The organism is Hyphococcus lacteus (genome assembly GCF_041058985.1).
GTDB lineage: Bacteria > Pseudomonadota > Alphaproteobacteria > Caulobacterales > Parvularculaceae > Hyphococcus > Hyphococcus lacteus.
On record NZ_JBEHZE010000001.1, the window covers coordinates 2526177 to 2544506 of the forward strand.

General features: G+C 51.7%; 11 protein-coding genes. 5 read left to right on the top strand and 6 right to left on the bottom strand.

Going from position 1 to position 18330, the window contains the following annotated elements:
- The first annotated feature begins 47 nt into the window (after nucleotides 1-47).
- The 4 genes from gdhA to ABFZ84_RS12030 all read left to right on the top strand — a co-directional run bounded on the left by gdhA (nucleotide 48) and on the right by ABFZ84_RS12030 (nucleotide 9257).
- Nucleotides 48-1550, top strand: coding sequence for an NADP-specific glutamate dehydrogenase (gene gdhA / locus ABFZ84_RS12015; RefSeq protein ID WP_369314257.1), 1503 nt, complete (start codon nucleotides 48-50; stop codon nucleotides 1548-1550).
- Nucleotides 1551-1623: 73 nt separating this feature from the next.
- Nucleotides 1624-3636, top strand: a complete 2013-nt coding sequence (locus tag ABFZ84_RS12020) for a heme-binding protein (protein WP_369314258.1) — start codon at nucleotides 1624-1626, stop codon at nucleotides 3634-3636.
- 3 nt (nucleotides 3637-3639) lie between these two features.
- Nucleotides 3640-5364 (top strand): hypothetical protein, encoded by a 1725-nt coding sequence (locus ABFZ84_RS12025; protein ID WP_369314259.1) that lies wholly within the window; start codon nucleotides 3640-3642, stop codon nucleotides 5362-5364.
- Nucleotides 5364-9257, top strand: a complete 3894-nt coding sequence (locus ABFZ84_RS12030; RefSeq protein WP_369314260.1) for a hypothetical protein — start codon at nucleotides 5364-5366, stop codon at nucleotides 9255-9257. Before ABFZ84_RS12025 ends, ABFZ84_RS12030 begins: the two co-directional genes overlap by 1 nt.
- Nucleotides 9258-9271: 14 nt before the next feature.
- On the opposite strand, the gene ccmI is transcribed toward ABFZ84_RS12030, so the two are convergent.
- The 6 genes from ccmI to aspS all read right to left on the bottom strand — a co-directional run bounded on the left by ccmI (nucleotide 9272) and on the right by aspS (nucleotide 16863).
- A complete protein-coding gene (ccmI, locus tag ABFZ84_RS12035) occupies nucleotides 9272-10843 on the bottom strand; it encodes a c-type cytochrome biogenesis protein CcmI (RefSeq protein WP_369314261.1) in 1572 nt (523 codons plus the stop codon).
- Nucleotides 10843-11298, bottom strand: coding sequence for a cytochrome c-type biogenesis protein (locus ABFZ84_RS12040; RefSeq protein WP_407067091.1), 456 nt, complete (start codon nucleotides 11296-11298; stop codon nucleotides 10843-10845). The genes ccmI and ABFZ84_RS12040 overlap by 1 nt, the downstream gene beginning before the upstream one ends.
- Complete coding sequence (locus ABFZ84_RS12045) at nucleotides 11295-11828, bottom strand: DsbE family thiol:disulfide interchange protein (protein WP_369314262.1); 534 nt, start codon at nucleotides 11826-11828, stop codon at nucleotides 11295-11297. Before ABFZ84_RS12045 ends, ABFZ84_RS12040 begins: the two co-directional genes overlap by 4 nt.
- Complete coding sequence (locus ABFZ84_RS12050) at nucleotides 11825-13816, bottom strand: heme lyase CcmF/NrfE family subunit (RefSeq protein WP_369314263.1); 1992 nt, start codon at nucleotides 13814-13816, stop codon at nucleotides 11825-11827. Before ABFZ84_RS12050 ends, ABFZ84_RS12045 begins: the two co-directional genes overlap by 4 nt.
- A 111-nt stretch (nucleotides 13817-13927) precedes the next feature.
- Nucleotides 13928-15049, bottom strand: a complete 1122-nt coding sequence (locus ABFZ84_RS12055; protein ID WP_369314264.1) for a M14 family metallopeptidase — start codon at nucleotides 15047-15049, stop codon at nucleotides 13928-13930.
- A gap of 14 nt (nucleotides 15050-15063) precedes the next feature.
- A complete protein-coding gene (aspS, locus tag ABFZ84_RS12060; RefSeq protein ID WP_369314265.1) occupies nucleotides 15064-16863 on the bottom strand; it encodes an aspartate--tRNA ligase in 1800 nt (599 codons plus the stop codon).
- A gap of 265 nt (nucleotides 16864-17128) precedes the next feature.
- On the opposite strand from aspS, the gene rnd reads away from it, so the two are divergent.
- Nucleotides 17129-18274 (top strand): ribonuclease D, encoded by a 1146-nt coding sequence (gene rnd, locus ABFZ84_RS12065; RefSeq protein WP_369314266.1) that lies wholly within the window; start codon nucleotides 17129-17131, stop codon nucleotides 18272-18274.
- Nucleotides 18275-18330 lie beyond the last annotated feature (56 nt).

Sequence of the window (18330 nt, forward strand, 5' to 3'; positions counted from 1 at the left end):
TATAATAGACTTAAGGTCCAAATTTTGGGGGCCGAGGGGGAACGAAAATGTTTTGGCGTAAAAAACCTGATGTGTCTGCGGCGACTTCACCAACAGTGCCTACCGAAAAAGCACAACAAAATATGGCATCAAGCCTATCCACTTCGCCGCTGTCGCCCGGTAGCAATCTGAGTTTCGCGGTCGGTGGCGGTAGCGGCCCAAATGTTGTTCGTGAGATTGATAATTTCATGGATGGCTTGATCCGACGCAATCCACATGAACCGGAATTTCATCAAGCGGTTTTCGAGTTTGCTGAAACGGTCATGCCGTTTTACATGGACCATCAAAAATATCGTTCCGCACGTATCTTGGAGCGCATGACAGAACCCGACCGGATCGTCAGCTTTCGCATCGTCTGGGAAGATGACCAAGGTGTGCCCCATGCGAACAGAGGTTATCGAGTTCAATTTAACTCATCGATGGGCCCCTATAAGGGCGGATTGCGGTTTGACCCTAGCGTCAATGCCAGCATCTTAAAGTTTCTTGGTTTTGAACAGACCTTTAAAAACGCACTGACGCGCCTTCCAATGGGCGGCGGTAAAGGCGGTGCGAACTTTAACCCCAAAGGTCGTTCCGACGCAGAGATAATGCGGTTTTGCCATGCGATGATGAGCGAGCTGTTCCGGCATATTGGCGAAAGTGTTGATGTCCCCGCCGGTGACATTGGTGTTGGCGCACGGGAAATCGGTTTTCTGTTCGGCAAGTATAAACAGCTTGCCAATCACTACACTGGCGGCGTTCTAACCGGCAAAGGGCTTTCCTTCGGCGGCAGTGAAATCCGCAAAGAGGCAACAGGCTATGGCGTCGTCGTATTCGCCGAAGACATGCTCAACAAGCACGGTAAATCGATGAAGGGCAAAACTGTTGCCATTTCTGGATCGGGCAATGTCGCGATCTATGCGGTGCAACGCGCGATGCGAATGGGCGCAAAGGTCGTCACAGTTTCTGACAGCCGGGGCTTTGCGCATATTCCTGATGGTATCAATGACGACTCGTTTGCAATTCTTCAAGACGTCAAAGAAAACCGGCGCGCGTCGCTTTCAGAATTTGCCAAGGAAGCCCGCGGCGTTACCTATCACGCGGGGAAAAGCCCATGGAGTGTACCTTGCGTTGTCGGCTTGCCCTGCGCCACCCAGAACGAAGTCGATGAGACCATGGCTTCTTTAATGGTCAAAAACGGTATCGAATGTCTCGCGGAAGGTGCAAATATGCCGCTTACCGCACAAGCCATTCATGTATTGAAAGATGCAGGGGTTATTTTCGGCCCTGCCAAAGCCGCAAATGCCGGTGGGGTTGGGTGTTCCGGCCTAGAGCAAGCGCAAAACGCTCAACGCTTGATTTGGAATCGCGAACAGGTCGAACAGGAACTCGAACGGATTATGCGCTCTATTCACGAACAATGCGTTTCTTATGCGCCCGTGAAAAATGGCGTTGTGGACTATCAAGCTGGGGCGAACATTGCCAGTTTCGCACGTGTGGCTGATTCGATGGTTGGTTACGGCTATTTGTAAGCCGACTCGTATTTAGCTGGTTGGGCTTTAGGGGAACGCGCCGCGTGGGGTGGTGCGTTCAGAGGGAGAGAGAATGATCGGCGGGCAGTCGTGCTGGCGACACTTTTTTATCGTGGGCATTTCCACGCTCGCGCTGACCGCGTGTGGCGGCGGCGAAGACACATCCGTCCTGCCCCCTCCGACATCACCGCCCCCACCTGCACCAACGGTCTCGCCATTGTTCAAACCCGAGACTCGCAGCCTTTCGGCCGCTAACGTCGAAACGATCATCGCGCAAGCCGTCGAAGAAGCGCGAATGCGTTCGGTGCCCGCCACCATTGCTGTGGTGGATCGGTTGGGAAATGTTCTCGCCGTTTTTGAAATGACCGGCGCTCGCAGCACCACAAAAGTGCGCGCTTCCACGGGGGGGACCAACACCTCCCTACAAGGCGTCGATGTGCCGGCCAGTCTCGCGGCAATTTCAAAAGCAATTACCGGTGCCTATCTTTCATCGGGCGGCAATGCGTTTTCGACCCGAACTGCGAGCCAGATCGTACAGGAACATTTTCCGCCCGCACCCTCCACAGTTGGCCTCGAAAGTGGACCTTTGTTTGGAGTACAGTTCAGCCAGCTTCCTTGCTCCGATCTTAATACGCGCGCGTTGCCCGGCGGCCCAACCATTGGGCCACATCGCGCCCCATTAGGTCTGGCGGCTGATCCTGGTGGCTTTCCTCTCTATAAGGATGGTTTCGTTGTTGGTGGTGTCGGCATTATAGCTGACGATGATTACGGATTCGATCAAAATACTCTCGACATCGACAGTAGCGACGAAGAAGCAATCGCATGGGCAGCGTCATTTGGCTTCGAAGCGCCCACGGACATTCGTGCAAATCGAATTGCGGTTGATGGCACATTTCTACGTTTCACTGACACCACGGACACGGTTAGCGCTCCGACTAGCGCGCCCAGCTTTGCCGCCATCAATGGCGTTCAAGGCGCTCTAATTGACGTGACGGCTTATTTCGATGGTGCAACTGGCGGCGGTGTTTATGCCGGAGCCGCCTATGGCACAGAGGTCTCCGGCATTCGCGCGGCTTCAACGTCCGAATATACCAATAATGATATTTTCGTTTTGAGCGATGGCACCGGCACAAACCGCTACCCCCCACGCGCGGGAACAGATGCGGCCAGTGTCGCCATGCCGCTTGCGGCAACCGAGGTGACCGCAATTTTGGAAGAGGCCTTCACCATTATGACGGCTGCGCGCGCGCAGATTCGACAACCGCTTAATAGCCGCGCCCAAGTTTCAATCTCCGTTGTTGATACAAACGGACAAGTGTTAGGGATTGTGCGTGGTCCCGACGCGCCAATTTTTGGTACAGACGTTTCGTTGCAAAAAGCACGAACCGCCGCGTTCTTTTCCAACGCTATCGCAAGCTCTGATTTAACATCAACCACCCCGCCCGTCATTCCCGGCTTCAACACCACAAAATCGGTTGCATCCTATGTTCCCGATATAAGGTCGTTCATCCCAGACCCCAGTGCGCTGACCGGCGAATTTGCGTTCTCTGATCGGGCGGGCGGGAACTTGTCTCGACCTTATTTTCCCGATGGCGAAATAGGCACGGCGAATGGCCCGTTTTCTCTTCCCATCTCTCAGTGGAGTGTTTTTGCAACCGGGTTGCAATCATCGTTGATCGTAGAGAACATTCTAGAGCATGTGGTGCATGTTTTAGGCGGCGGCCCAGACACCGCGACGGGGTGCACATTCCTTCCCGACATACCGAGCCTTGCTGGTGTTCAAAACCGTTTACAAAACGGTATGCAAATATTCCCCGGAAGCGTGCCCATTTATCGCGGATCTACACTCGTCGGCGGTATCGGCGTTTCGGGCGATGGCATCGACCAAGACGATATGATTTCTTTTCTGGCCATTGATCGCGCTGGCGCTCGGCTTAACGGTGCAATTGCCAATGCACCCGAGGCAATCCGCGCGGATCAAATCACAATTAGCGTTAACGGCGCGCCAGTCCGTCTTCGATATGTAAATTGTCCGTTTGCGCCCTTTGTCGATTCCGACGAGCAAAATGTCTGTCAGGGGAAATAGGAAATGCCCCTTAGATATACACCGATGCTCTGGCTAGCGATGACCGTAATGGTCAACGCCCAAGAAGAGCCGCTTAACCCGGGTGCTGTCGCGCCGCCGCGCATCGACCAATATGCTGATTGTCGCGATCAAGGGCGAGAATTTGTCGAATGCGCACCAGCCGTCCCCGACCGCTGGCGGCTCGCAGAAAATTTAGGCATATTAAAAACGCGTTGGTGGGACCCATACAACCAGAACACCATCAAGGGTGATCGGCCAGTATTTGGTAAGGATTGGTTTTTCGTTGCTTCAATCGTTTCAGACACCATCGCTGAACCTCGATCTTTTCCAATACCCGTTGGTGTACAGACGACTACCGACCCCGGAGATCTGGATGTATTCGGCGATAGCGATAGTTTTGCCTTTAATCAAAATCTGATCACTAGCTTTTCGCTAATCAAAGGATCGACCGCGTTTAAACCACAAGACCTTGAGTTCAGGCTTACCCCCGTTTTCAACTATAATTACGCGCGGGTCGCCGAAAAACGAATTCTTTATGTAGAACCCAGTGAAGACCTAGACCGTCATGATGGGTTTATTGGCTTACAGGAAGCCTTCGTTGATTATCACCTTCGTAATGTCTCCGAACGATATGACTTCGACTCGGTCCGCGTGGGTATTCAACCATTTTCAAGCGACTTTCGCGGCTTCTTGTTTCAAGATAACCAACTCGGCGTTCGCTTTTTTGGCAACCGCGATAATAACCGCTTTCAATATAACCTCGCGGCCTTCATGCGCCTCGAAAAAGATACGAATTCTGGCCTCAATGATGTTTCTGTTGCGCCACGTGAAGACTACGTCTTTTTTGCCAACCTGTACCGACAGGACCTTCCGTTCCCCGGCATGACCAGTCAGGTCACTTTGGTTTATAATATGAACCGTGAGCGGAACGATATTGAAGTTGATAAAAACGGCTTCCCCGTGCGCCCTGCGCTTCTCGGCAACCTTCGTGGACGCAATTATGATGTCGCTTATCTTGGTTACAACGCCGATGGCCGGATTGGACGCATCAACCTGACGGCGTCGGCCTATTATGCACTGGGCAAGGATCGAAACTCAATTTTCACAGATCAAAGTGCGACCATCAACTCCTACTTTGCCGCGATTGAACCTTCCTATGATCGCGATTGGGCGCGCTTCCGACTTTCGGGACTCATCGCAAGCGGAGATGGTGATCCCTATGACGATACAGAACATGGCTTCGATGCTATCTTTGAAAACCCACAATTCGCCGGTGCTGATACCAGCTATTGGATCAGACAAGGTATCCCGTTTATTGGGGGTGGCCGGGTTATTGGGGTCAATGGGCGCAATGGATTGTTACCGGACCTTCGCTCAACGAAGGAACAAGGCCAATCAAACTTCAACAACCCTGGTTTAATACTCGCAGGTGCGGGGGCTGATTTTGATATCCTTCCTGAACTTCGGCTTTCTTTTAATGCCAACAGGCTTTGGTTCCAAAAAACTGACACGCTAGAAGCCCTCAGAATGCAAGATGATATCGACAATTCGATTGGATGGGATATCTCTAGCGCGGCAATTTATCGACCGACATTCGTTCAAAATGTTGTCCTGCGGCTTTCCGGTGCTGCTCTAAAACCCGGTGATGGATTCAAAGCGCTTTATGATAACAACGAGAACCGAGACCTCTATTATTCGGTTCTCTTTAATGTGGTGCTTAGTTACTGATGCGCGGTTTACTGAGCATATTTTTCGCCTTAGCCGTAATCTGCGGTTTCGCAAACGCTGCCGAAGGCGAAAAACCCGTCAAGCGCGATTATACCCACGTCACAGCCGCACCAGCCCCAGTTTATCAGGACCAATCCGACGCGGATGCTAAGAGCGCCGGTTGCCTGACGTGCCACACTGCCACCGATGCACCCACCATGCATAACCCGATCGCCGACATCCGCCTCGGATGCGCCGATTGCCATGGAGGCGACACCAGTATCAATGCGACAGGCCTCGTAGTAGACAGTGCTGCCTATATCGCGGCTCGCGATAAGGCCCATGTCCTACCTACATATCCAGATAGCTGGCATTACCCCAGCTCGGCCAACCCAAAACACAGCTATTCACTTCTGAACCGGGAATCGCCCGAATTCATCCGCTTCATAAACCCATCCGATTATCGCGTTGCACGCGAGTCATGTGGCTCATGTCATATGCGCGAAATTCTTGCGGCTGAACGCTCGATGATGGCAACAGGGGCAATGTTGTTAGGCGGCGCTGCCTACAATAATGGCATTCTACCGTTCAAAAACTATATCCTGGGCGAGGCTTACACCCGCGACGGCGAAGCCGCCGCTGTATGTTCGCCAGGCGACCCCATTGCGGACGGTGAAGAAAACCCGCTGGGCTGTCCTACAAAACCGTCCGCCGCAGCCATCGCGCGTGGGGCGCTCCCATTTCTCGCGCCCCTTCCGACGTGGCATGTGGTGCCGCCTGCGGATGTCTTCCGGGTTTTTGAACGTGGAGGGCGCAATATTCTGACCCAGTTTGCCGAAATTGGCTTGCCCAATGCAACTGGCCAAATTCAACGCCTGGAAGAACCGGGTCGGCCTGACATTCGCCAATCCAACCGTGGGCCCGGTACGGGTTTGCGTGTCGCAATTCCTGTTCTGAATATTCATAAAACCCGGCTTAATGATCCGTTCACGTGGTTTCTGGGCACCAACGACCAACCGGGTGATTATCGCTCGTCAGGTTGTGCCGCGTGTCATGTTGTATACGCCAATGACCGCGAGCCGCGACATGCCCTCACCTACACTCAATTTGGGCGCGACGGTGCGACGACAACGATCGACCCGACAATAAACAAGAATGAACCGGGTCACCCCTTAAAACATGCCTTTACGCGCGCGATTCCAACATCTCAATGCATGAGCTGTCACATGCATCAACCAAATATGTTTATGAACACATATCTTGGATACACCATGTGGGACTATGAATCTGATGCGCCATCTATGTGGCCCAAGCAACAAAAATATCCCACTATCGAAGAGCAACGTGAGGTTCTAGAACGCAACCCAGAGGCTGCGTCAGTGCGCGGTAATTGGGCCGATCTCGATTTTCTGCGGGACGTCTATGACCTTAACCCGGAGCTGAAAGACACTCAGTTTGCCGACTACCATGGACATGGCTGGAACTTTCGCGCGGTATTGAAACGTGACCGCAAGGGCAATTTGCTTGATGCGGACGGGAATATTATCGACCCTGATGATCCCGAAAAGTGGCGCAAAGACGACGAAGGAAAATTTGTCGAGATTGGAAAAAACCCCGGTAAAACAGTTCACATGATGTCGATCCATGCCGAAGTCGGTATGCAATGCGCTGATTGCCATTATGCCCAAGACAGCCACGGAAATGGTTATATTCATGGCGAGGTCGCTAGCGCCGTAGAAATCGGCTGTAAAGATTGCCACGGTACCGCGAACAACTATCCGAACTTGAAAACGACTGGCCCTGCAGCGGGACCAAATGGCCGTGATCTAAGTGTTTTACGAAACCCCGATGGGCGTTATCGCTTTGAATGGATGACACGCGAGGGGCGAAAAACACTCGTTCAACGGTCCATCATTGACCCAGAACTTGAGTGGGAAGTTTCGCTCGTAAAGGACTCCGTCAATCCGATCTCTCCCGATTACAATGCGAAATCAGCGCGTGCAAAAACCGTATCGCTTGATGACGCTGGTGAAATGCGTTGGGGGAAGGATGCCAACAAATCCGACCTTGCCCACAAAGACGACGAGATGGAATGTTATACATGCCACTTATCATGGACAACGTCATGCGGCGGATGCCATCTGCCAATCGAAGCAAACTGGAAAACCTCGGTAAACCACTTTGAGGGAGAAACCACCCGCAACTTTGCTACCTACAATCCACAAGTCGCCCGCGATCAAATGTTCCAACTTGGCAAGCACCAAGACACCAAAAACAACACTATCGCGCCGGTTCGCTCATCCTCGGCCTTGGTTTTATCATCGACAAACGTAAATCGCGAACGGATTTATGTCCAACAGCCGCCTATCTCTGCAATCGGCTTTTCAAGCCAAGCCTTTGCACCGCACTTCCCGCACACTGTCCGCAAAACTGAAACAAAGATGTGTACGGACTGTCATCTCTCATCCGACAATGATAACAACGCGATCATGTCTCAGCTCATGTTGTTGGGTACGAACTTCGTCAACTTCGTCGGACTACACGCTTGGACCGGTCTAGACGGCGGTATTGAAGCCGTGAGAGTAACCGAGTGGGACGAACCACAAGCGGTATTTGGATCATACCTACAAAAATATGCCTATCCGGACTATTTCAAAGCACATGTCGAGCGTAATAACCGCGAGCTTGTGAATTGGACTCGCGGTAAAACATTTGGTGACGGTATTACGGGTGAGACTGGCGCGCTAGAAGAAATTGCCAACGTGACCCAAGACGCAAGTGGTGCTGTTCGATGTCTTCAACTGCGGGGTGAATACCTGTTCACGGCCGAGGGTAAAGGCGGCTTCCGCGCCTATGACGTCGCGAACATTGCAAACAAATCATTCTCTGAACGGATCGTAAAGGCACCATTTTCACCCCTTGGCCATGACACCCACATCAAGTCTAAGAATGCGACCTGTATGGCGCTCGCGACCAATCAACCAATTGATCCCGCCCGAAACACCGAAGAAATGCGGAAATTAAACCGCGAACAGGCATTCCATCCCATCTATAACTACGCGGTGATTACTGATGCTGAAGAAGGGTTGATCCTTGTTGACGTAAACACCCTTGCAGATGGCGAACCCCGCAACAACTTCTTTGAACGTGCGATCACTTGGAATGGCGAAGGTGTTTTGACGGGTGCCCGCCACGTAACATTGGCGGGACATTACGCCTATATCGCTGCCGATGCCGGGTTGGTTGTTGTTGACCTTGACGATCCTCTCAATCCTCGAACAACGTCTGTAACACCAATGAATAATATGCGGGCAAGCGCGTTACAGTTCCGCTATCTATTTGCCACAGATGCAGATGGTCTCAAGGTGTTTGACACCACAAATCTCAACAAACCAAAGCTCGTCCACGATGCAACGATCGCCATAAAAGATGCGCAAAAATTATATCTTGCTCGGACATATGCTTACGTAGCAGCAAAGACCGAAGGGCTTGTCATCGTAGATATTGAGAATCCAACAGCTCCAAAGGTCTACCAGAAATTCACAGCGAATGGTGCTCTCAACGATGCCGAAGATGTTATCGTTGCGACAACCAATGCCTCGCTTTTCGCCTATGTTGCCGACGGTCGGAACGGGCTAAAGGTTCTACAGCTCACCAGCCCAGAGTCACAGCGCAATTTCTATGGCTTCTCGCCTGAACCAAAACCGGAACTAATTGCTTGGCGTAAAACCTCCAAGCCTGCGCTCGGCCTTTCTAAGGGAATAGATCGAGACAGAGCCGTTGACGAAACGGGCCACCAAATGGCCGTATTCGGAAGACTTGGTTCACGCCCCTTTACCCGCGAAGAGATGGAACGGCTATTCCTCGACAAAAATGGCAAGCCATATTTCGTATCGAATGACGCGGAGCCTTGAGCCGGGATGATTGATCAAAGCTCGTCGATCATCTGTCGAACGCTCTCCGCCTCTGGCGTTCCCTCAGGCATCGAAGCTAACAATCTCTCCCAATAGGACCGCGCCCGTGCGGCATCTCCGGTTTGGCTAGCGGCTAACCCCTGAAAATAGAGCGCAAACGGATGTTCTGGGTTTAACTTAGAAACAGAATCAATCGCCGCTTTGGTTTCGATATCAATCGGTTTCCCCTCGCTACGCAAAACCGTTAGCAACGCCTCTGCTCTGCCTAAATGCAAAGGAAATTCATCGGGGGCAAGCTCGATCGCTTGGGAGTACGCATTCGCGCTTTTTTGGAATTCACCCAAAACTGAATAAGAACGCGCAAGCATAGTCCAACCTTCAATATCATCAGGTTCCGTTTCAAGCCGCGCCGCAAGCCCCTCAACCATGCCTTCGATCATCGCATTGCGATCTTCTGGCGACAGATTTTGCGCGGCCTTCATTTCTTCTACGGAAGGCCCGCGCGGCGTGTCGGGTTGCTCTAGTTGCGCTTCGATCTGCGCCAGCTGTTGCATGACGAATGGCGCTTGCGCATACCGCCCCCGGGCGCTTTCCAGAACTCGTTTTGCGCCAGCGATATCCCCCTTCTTGGCCTGGGCCTCAATCGCAGCAACCCAATCTTCAAATGGCGCATCTTCCGATGGAGTTTCTGACTGTGCCGTTGATAAAGTTGGCACGCGAAGACCAAGGCCATCTAACGGTTTCCCTAATTCGCCCGCTATTATTTCGATCTGTGAACGAACAACCGTGAGCCATGGCGCGGATGGTGGTGCTTCGTTTGCCAGTGTAACCAAACGATTGAGTGCATCATCCGGATCACCCTGTTGATAGGCACTCAACGCCTTATAAAATCGCGCACGCGGTTCAACGGGGTCAATTTCAAGCGCCCTATCAAATGCTTCATCAGCTACAGGCGTTACATTCCCGCCCGCTGCCATAGCAATGGCTTCACCCTCCGCAGCATGGAGGAAGGCACGTTCCGGCGCGAGTTCCCGTGCTTTACCAAATGCCCTTGCGGCGGCATCAAAGCGATCCATCCCCGCATAGGATTCCGCGAGCAAAATCCAATCATCTAAATTGTCAGGGGATGCAGCTACTTTTTCCTCTAGGGCTGTGATCGATTCAGCAAGTGGTTTCGCATTTTGCGTTGACGGTGGGTTTTGACTGCGCGATGCAATCAACGTTGCTTCGTCCGTCGTTTCTTTGCCGGGGTTGCCCAATGCTAAATATATCGCAACCGCCGCAATCGGGGCTGCCGATATAACCATGGTGCTAATTTGGCGAAAACCGCTGTTTGCACCCTTGGTAATTTCTTTCGTTCCCGCCCTCGCTGCCGCCAGCAAGCGCCGCCGCGCATCATTGCTGGCGAAATCTGCTTCTTCTGCGCTGATTAATCCGGCTTCCCGATCCCGTGCTATGTCGTCAATCTGTGCCGCCAGATAATCCTGTTCATCCAGGTTATTCGGCGATTTCGACTTTCGAAAAAATGGTTCAACCAAAAACCCAAGCACAAGAGTGCATAAAACGACGATAAAAACCCAAACCATCAGCCGCGCTCACTTATAATACGTTCAAGTTCGGCTTCGTCTTCGTCGGACAATGACGCAGTCGTTACCGGTGTTATTCCACGCAGATAAAAAACTGTTCCGATTGCACCCAATACCAATGCCAATGCCGGAAACACCCAAAGAAAAATCGTATTTCCCTGCACGGGCGGTTTTAACAAAACATAGTTTCCATACCGCTCGACAATATAGTCGATGACAGCTTCATCACTCTCGCCGATAGAAATTCGCTCACGCACCAAAATACGCAAATCTTTGGCCAGAGGTGCATTTGATTCCGCGATAGATTGGCTTTGACAAACTACACAACGCAGTTGCGCGTCGATGCTTTTCGCACGCTCTTCTAAAACAGGATCGTCAAGAATTTCGTCGGGTTCTGCTGCAATGCTTCCCGTCGCAAACATCAAAAAACAAACGAAACCGAGCAATACTTTCATGATCGTCTCAGATCTTCGATCATCGGGGCCAACACGTCCGTCCAATATTGGTCTGTAATCGGACCGGCAACACGAAACCGCACACGTCCTTGTTTATCAATAACAAACGTTTCTGGTGCGCCCGTCACACCTAAATCAATCGCAACACGACCATTTTGATCATCACCAATCAACGTGTAGGGATTGCCCAGCCGGTTCAGCCACGCGATTCCATCGCCGGGTTTTTCTTTCCAGTTCAATCCATAAATTGGAATTTCATTCCGCGCCGCAAGCGCCATTAGTGTTGGGTGCTCAATATGGCAGCTAACGCACCAAGAGGCGAATACGTTAAGAAGCGCAACCTGACCTTTAATGTCATCACTCGAAAGGCCGACTTCCATTCCCTCAATCGCCGATAGGTCGAATTCGGGTAACGGACGGTCAATGAGTTGTGACGGCATATTCGACGGATCTCGCGTAAGTCCATTGGCTAGAAACGCACCGACAACTACAAATAGTGCCAACGGCACAAGTAGGAATAATCGTTTCATGCGGTTGCTACCTCTATCGGTTTGGCGGCAGGATTCTTTTTACGAAGTTTCGCGGGCTTTCGTCCACGGTCTGCAAAAGCCACAAAGCCGCCGAGCGCCGTTACCGCAGCGCCCCACCACAAAAACGCGACGAACGGATTAAAGAACAACCGCACAGGCCAACCGCGTCCAGACGTATTTTCCCCGAAAGAAATATAGAGGTCGCTCAGCCCTTGGGCGCGAATGGCCGCCTCGCTTGTTTCCATCCCTCGGATCGGATAATACCGACGCTCACCAGATAACGAGAATTTCTCACCTTTTTTCTGTGCACTGAAGGTTGCACGCTCGGCTTCGTAATTAGGGCCGCGCAAACGTTCAACAGATGTTAGCGTCACTGAATAGCCTGCAACTTCTGCGACATCGCCCTCTGTCATCAAGGCTACCGTTTCGGTTTTCCAGAGACTGATCCCGATCGCACCTAACGCAAAAATAGCAAGACCAAAATGCGACAGCGCCGCCCCCCAAGCCGCACCGGGCAATCCCTTGGCCCGTTTTACGCTATCGCTAACCGGTGCACGAAAAAGCTTTATGCGAAATGCGATTTCGCTGATTGCCCCTACGGCCAACCATGCAACAAGCGCAATACCAATCGCACCAGTTACCCGTTCGCGATCAGCGATCACCAAGACAATAACACCAGTGACAACCGCCGCTAACGCTGCGGGCGCAAGTCTGCGGATCGTGGCCGAAAGGTTGGCCCGTTTCCACGCGAGCAACGTTCCCGCACCGGCAAGCGCAAGCGTGATGCCTGCAATTTTTGTGAATACGAGATTGAAATATGGCGCACCAACCGAAATTTTCTCACCCGAAAGGACATCAATGAAGAGCGGGTAGAATGTCCCGACGAATACGGTCGTACACGCCGTCAACACCAGCGCATTATTAACGACAAGCGCCCCTTCGCGGCTGACGGGAGCAAACGCACCTGTCGGTGTTAGTGAATTTGCACGGGCCGCAAAAACCGTAAGCGCCCCACCAACTGCCGCGACAAGAATCGCAAGAATGAACACGCCGCGCGCCGGATCGACAGCGAACGCGTGTACCGAAGTAATAACGCCTGAACGAACAAGAAATGTACCGACAAGGCTTAAAGAGAACGCGGTAATTGCCAAGAGAACCGCCCAGCCTTTCATCGCATCACGCCGTTCAACAACTCTGATTGAATGGATCAACGCGGTTCCAGCGAGCCAAGGCATGAACGATGCATTTTCAACGGGGTCCCATGCCCACCAACCGCCCCAACCCAATTCGTAATACGCCCACCACGAACCAAGCATGATACCGATCGTAAGGAACGTCCAAGCGATGAGTGCCCAAGGGCGCATCAACCGTGCCCATACAGTATCGGCTTTGCCGCGGATGAGTGCCGCAACGGCAAAAGAAAACGGTACAGAAAAGCCAACATAGCCGAGATAAAGAAACGGCGGATGAATAGCGAGCCCCGGGTCTTGCAAAAGCGGGTTTAACCCCGTGCCGTCGGTAGGCGTCGGGAAAAGGCGTTCAAACGGATTAGACGTAAACAGAATAAATGCGATGAACGCAACAATGATAAGAGACTGAATACCCAACGTCAGATTCAATAGTTCGCGCGGTGCCGCGCGCCCCTGCGCCGCCAAAACGCCACTGAATAATGTAAGGATCAATACCCATAACAGCATAGATCCTTCGTGATTGCCCCACGTACCCGTGAGTTTGTATATGAATGGCTTCGCAGAATGCGAATTTTCATAAACGTTGATCACCGAGAAATCGGAATGCCCAAATGCGTTCATCAACGACAAGAATGAAACCAGCGTGAGGCCAAATACAATTAGCGATGCCCGGCGTCCAAACGATGTGAACCGTTCATCAGCGTTGCCCGTCACAGCACCACCCAATAGCGCTAGCGACTGTGCGATTGCGATGGCAAAAGCCAGAATTAGAGCGAAATGTCCGATTTCCGGGGTCATTCAAACCTGCACTTTGTCAGAAGAAATACTCAAATGACAAATATAGCTGATTTGATCAAATCTCGACCCCTCTTTCCGCGATATATCGGCGCTAGGCAGCGAAGAACCTGACTATCGAAGGATATCTGCGATTTCGGCCATGACCGCCATGTGTTCCTGCGCAAATGTACGGCAGCGTGCGGGCGACCACCCATAAACCGGATCGGGGTTCACATTGGCATCTTTGAACGGCATTTCTAACGTCATGGACAGGCAATTCCACGTTTCAGCCACATAAGAATTGGCGACATCAAGATTGGCCTTGCCGGGTGCCGCTGTGGGGTATCCGTCTTTGGTTTGGAAATCACTACTCTTTTCGAGCAGCAGAGATGAAAAACGATCAAATCGTGTCTCGTGCTGGTCATCCCACGAAGGGATACCCTTGGCGCTATCAAGGAAGTTATTCGGAATAGCTTCGTCGCCATGAACGTCCAAAAAGAAATCGACACCCGTTTCGCGCATTCGTTCGCGCACTAGATAAACCTCGGGGCTTTCCTCCATCGTCGCATTCTGCCACGCGCGGTTCAGATCTTTTCCGGCCGCATTAGTGCGTAAATGCCCGCGACGCGATCCATCAAGGTTCATGCATGGCACGATATGAAGCGTCACTTTCTCTAAAAGATCACGCGATACAGCATCATTTTCATCAGTTAGCTTGTCGAGGAAACCTTCCATCCACCAGGACCCCATGGTCTCGCCGGGGTGTTGTCTCGCAATAACCCACATCTGACGTGGTCCGTTGCCCGCGCGGAAATAGGCGATGTCTTGACCGTCTAGCGTTTGACCTAACGTCTGATGTGTCAGAACAGGAGAAGATTTTTTTGCCGCAACGTAATCGTGATACCGCGATGTCGGATAAGGCGCAAAATATGCGTAATATACGACATCCTGTTCTGGCTGATGTTTAATGTTCAATTCGCGGCCATCAAAAGACGTTTCCACTCGAAACCAAGTGTCGCCATCATAAGACGCAACAGCGCGATAGTCTTTCCAGCCGCCTACATACGATGCGTCATGCGCATTCAAAAGTCGCATTACGAGTGGACGGTGCGCTGCACCATCCACTTTATAATAGAACCACTGAAAGAATTTGGCCTTACTGTCCGATTTGATTTCGAGTTGAATGTTCGATGGGTCACCGGCATCAACCACTTGAATGTTTCCGCCATCGAAATCACTTGAAATCGTAATCATAGTTGGTCCTTCAATCAGTCTTTTTTCTCTGTGATCGGCATCGCAACGCGAATATGAACATCTTTTAGTTGCGCGTCAGAGGCATCAGCCGGTGCATCAAGCAACAAATCCTCAGCCTGTTGGTTCATTGGGAACATCGTGACTTCACGGATGTTTTCTTCATCGCAAAGCAGCATCACAATACGCTCAATACCCATGGCACACCCCCCGTGCGGCGGGGCACCAAATTTGAATGCATTCAGCATACCGCCGAATTTGTCTTCGACAACCTGCTTACCATACCCAGCAATATCGAAAGCTTTGTACATAACATCTGGCCGATGGTTACGAATTGCGCCGGAACCAAGCTCGTATCCATTACATACCAAATCATATTGATAGGCTTTGATCGCGAGTTTATCTTCGTCCGTCGAAGCCGCTTCGAGCGCTTCAAGGCCTCCTTGCGGCATTGAGAACGGGTTATGGCCGAACTCAACTTTTTTGTTTTCCTCGTCCCACTCATACATTGGAAAATCGACGATCCAAGCCATGCGGAAACTGTCAGCATCGCTAAGTTCTAACTCGTTGCCAATAACAACACGGGCTTTAGCTGCGACAGCCAAAAAGTCTTCTGGTTTACCAGCAAGGAAAAACGCCGCATCACCCGCTTTAAGGCCGAGTTGCGCGCGAACTGCCTCAGAGCGTTCAGGACCAATATTCTTTGCGAGCGGGCCTTTGATTTCGTTTTCGTCAAAAATCATGTAGCCCATGCCCGGCAGACCTTCGCGTTGCGCAAAGGAATTCATCCGATCACAGAATGCACGACTGCCCCCACCCGGCGCTGGAATTGCGCGAATTTCGGTTTTGGGATCAGCGTCAAGAATTTGTGCGAAGATTTTAAAACCAGAACCACGGAAGTGATCTGATACGATTTGCATCTCAATCGGACACCGAAGGTCAGGCTTGTCAGAGCCGTATTTTAGCATCGCCTCGTCATACGGAATTAACGGGAAAGGATAGTTCGTCACTTCGCGTTCGCCCGCGAATTTTTTAAACGTATTTGCGATCACCGGTCCGACAGCGTCAAATACATCCTGACGCTCGACAAAGCTCATTTCTAAATCGAGCTGATAGAACTCACCCGCTGAACGATCCGCCCGCGCATCTTCATCACGGAAGCATGGCGCGATCTGGTAATAGCGATCAAAGCCGGAAACCATGATAAGCTGTTTGAAAACTTGTGGTGCTTGCGGCAACGCGTAAAACTTGCCGGGGTGCAAACGCGATGGCACCAAAAAGTCTCGTGCGCCTTCTGGGCTAGACGCCGTCAGAATTGGTGTCTGGAAATCTGTAAAACCAGACTCTTCCATCCCGTTGCGAATTTCGCGAATAACCTTGGCACGGGTCATGATATTTTTGTGCAAGGTTTCCCGCCGAAGATCGAGATAACGGTGCTTCATCCGAATATCTTCCGGGTAATCTGGCTCACCAAAAACCGGCAATGGCAATTCATCCGCAGCGGACAAAAGCTCGAAATCGTCAATCCGGATCTCAATCTCGCCGGTCGGCAGGTTAGGATTAACAACCTCGTCCGCACGGGCAACGACCCGGCCCTCGACTCGGATTACGCTTTCTTGGCGTACCCGTTCGATTTCCGAGAAAAACGGCGCTTCTGGCTCAACAACCAACTGGGTCAGACCATAGTGATCGCGCAAATCGATAAAGAGGAGACCCCCGTGATCACGCTTGCGATGCACCCAACCTGATAGGCGAACAGTTTCGCCAACCTCTGTTTTGCGTAGTTTTTCACAATGATGCGTCCGATAGGCGTGCATGCAATTCCCCTGTAATTCCTGTTCGAGCCGGAGTGGCAATGCCGCAATGCAAAGTCAAGGCCGCATTGTGTAGCCTTTGATCCGGTTTACGCTGCTATTTCTACTGTGGCGTTTAGGATGTCTAGTCCGGCAGCCTTCAATCGGGTTTTTCAAACAAAAAAACCCGCATAAACCCTCGCATTTTCGCAATATCCAGCGCGGCAATTCATTTGCGGCTCCGAAACCGCCTTGTGCGCGGCTCAATGCGCCGATAGAAGCGCCCGTCATGCAAGTCATTACCACCACCGACGAACTGTCCCGATTCTCGAAAGCGCTGCGCGAACAGCCCTATGTGGCTGTTGATACCGAATTCATGCGCGAGAAGACCTATTGGCCGATCCTTTGCCTCATTCAGGCCGCTGGCGAAGGCGAAGAAGCCGCGATTGACCCCCTCGCTGAAGGTATAGATCTTTCACCATTTCTGGAGCTTTTGACCGACAAAAAAGTCGTGAAGGTTTTCCACGCTGCCCGGCAGGACCTTGAAATCTTTCACAAACTTATCGGTGATGTGCCGGCCCCGCTTTTTGACACCCAGATCGCTGCGATGGCCTGTGGTTTCGGCGACCAAATTGGCTATGAGCCGCTAATGCGAACGCTTCTAAAAGCCAAAATTGATAAAGGCTCCCGCTTCACGGATTGGTCCCGCCGCCCCCTAACCGACGCACAATTATCCTATGCGTTATCGGATGTAACCTATCTTCGTGAGGCATACCCTATTCTTCTCGATACCTTGGAAAAACAAGAGCGAAAGCATTGGGTCGAAGAGGAAATGGAGGCGCTCTATGATGGTGACCTCTATTATGTGCACCCCGAAAAAGCCTGGAAGCGCCTCAAGCTAAAAGGTGTCCGCCCGAAAGAAATGGGTGCCGTCATGAAACTTGCAGAATGGCGCGAGCAAGAAGCACAAGCTAAAGATACACCGCGCAATCGCATCCTGAAAGACGAAGCGATTTTCGAACTCGCACGACTTCAGCCAAAAGACGGTGCCGCATTAGCGCGTGCACGGTCGATCCCTTCAGGTTTTGAGCGGTCGCGCACCGGTGCGGCGCTCGTTCAAGTGATCAAAGACGGTTTGTCGATTCCCAAAGAACAATTACCCGTTATCGACAAGCCTGACCGCGATAAAGCGCCGGCGGATGTGCTTGAACTATTAAAGGTTCTTCTAAAGCGTCAGTGCGAAACGCATCACGTTGCACCAAAACTGATTGCCTCAAGCGCCGACATCGAAGCGATTGCCCGCAATGATCAGGCCGATGTCCCTGCGCTATCCGGTTGGCGGCGTGAATTATTTGGCGAAACGGCCTTGCGCCTCAAACGCGGTGAAATCGCATTAAAACTTGACCATGGCCGCGTTGATATCATTGACGTTTAACCGATCAATAGGCTCATCATCTTTGCCAAAGTTAAGCTCGCTTACAGCATTTGTAA

What these genes read in the sequence shown, in the direction of transcription:
- gdhA (WP_369314257.1), top strand. Translation starts at nt 48, where the DNA reads ATGTTTTGGCGTAAAAAACCTGATGTGTCTGCGGCGACTTCACCAACA.
- ABFZ84_RS12020 (WP_369314258.1), top strand. Translation starts at nt 1,624, where the DNA reads ATGATCGGCGGGCAGTCGTGCTGGCGACACTTTTTTATCGTGGGCATT.
- ABFZ84_RS12025 (WP_369314259.1), top strand. Translation starts at nt 3,640, where the DNA reads ATGCCCCTTAGATATACACCGATGCTCTGGCTAGCGATGACCGTAATG.
- ABFZ84_RS12030 (WP_369314260.1), top strand. Translation starts at nt 5,364, where the DNA reads ATGCGCGGTTTACTGAGCATATTTTTCGCCTTAGCCGTAATCTGCGGT.
- ccmI (WP_369314261.1), bottom strand. Translation starts at nt 10,843, where the DNA reads ATGGTTTGGGTTTTTATCGTCGTTTTATGCACTCTTGTGCTTGGGTTT.
- ABFZ84_RS12040 (WP_407067091.1), bottom strand. Translation starts at nt 11,298, where the DNA reads ATGAAAGTATTGCTCGGTTTCGTTTGTTTTTTGATGTTTGCGACGGGA.
- ABFZ84_RS12045 (WP_369314262.1), bottom strand. Translation starts at nt 11,828, where the DNA reads ATGAAACGATTATTCCTACTTGTGCCGTTGGCACTATTTGTAGTTGTC.
- ABFZ84_RS12050 (WP_369314263.1), bottom strand. Translation starts at nt 13,816, where the DNA reads ATGACCCCGGAAATCGGACATTTCGCTCTAATTCTGGCTTTTGCCATC.
- ABFZ84_RS12055 (WP_369314264.1), bottom strand. Translation starts at nt 15,049, where the DNA reads ATGATTACGATTTCAAGTGATTTCGATGGCGGAAACATTCAAGTGGTT.
- aspS (WP_369314265.1), bottom strand. Translation starts at nt 16,863, where the DNA reads ATGCACGCCTATCGGACGCATCATTGTGAAAAACTACGCAAAACAGAG.
- rnd (WP_369314266.1), top strand. Translation starts at nt 17,129, where the DNA reads ATGCAAGTCATTACCACCACCGACGAACTGTCCCGATTCTCGAAAGCG.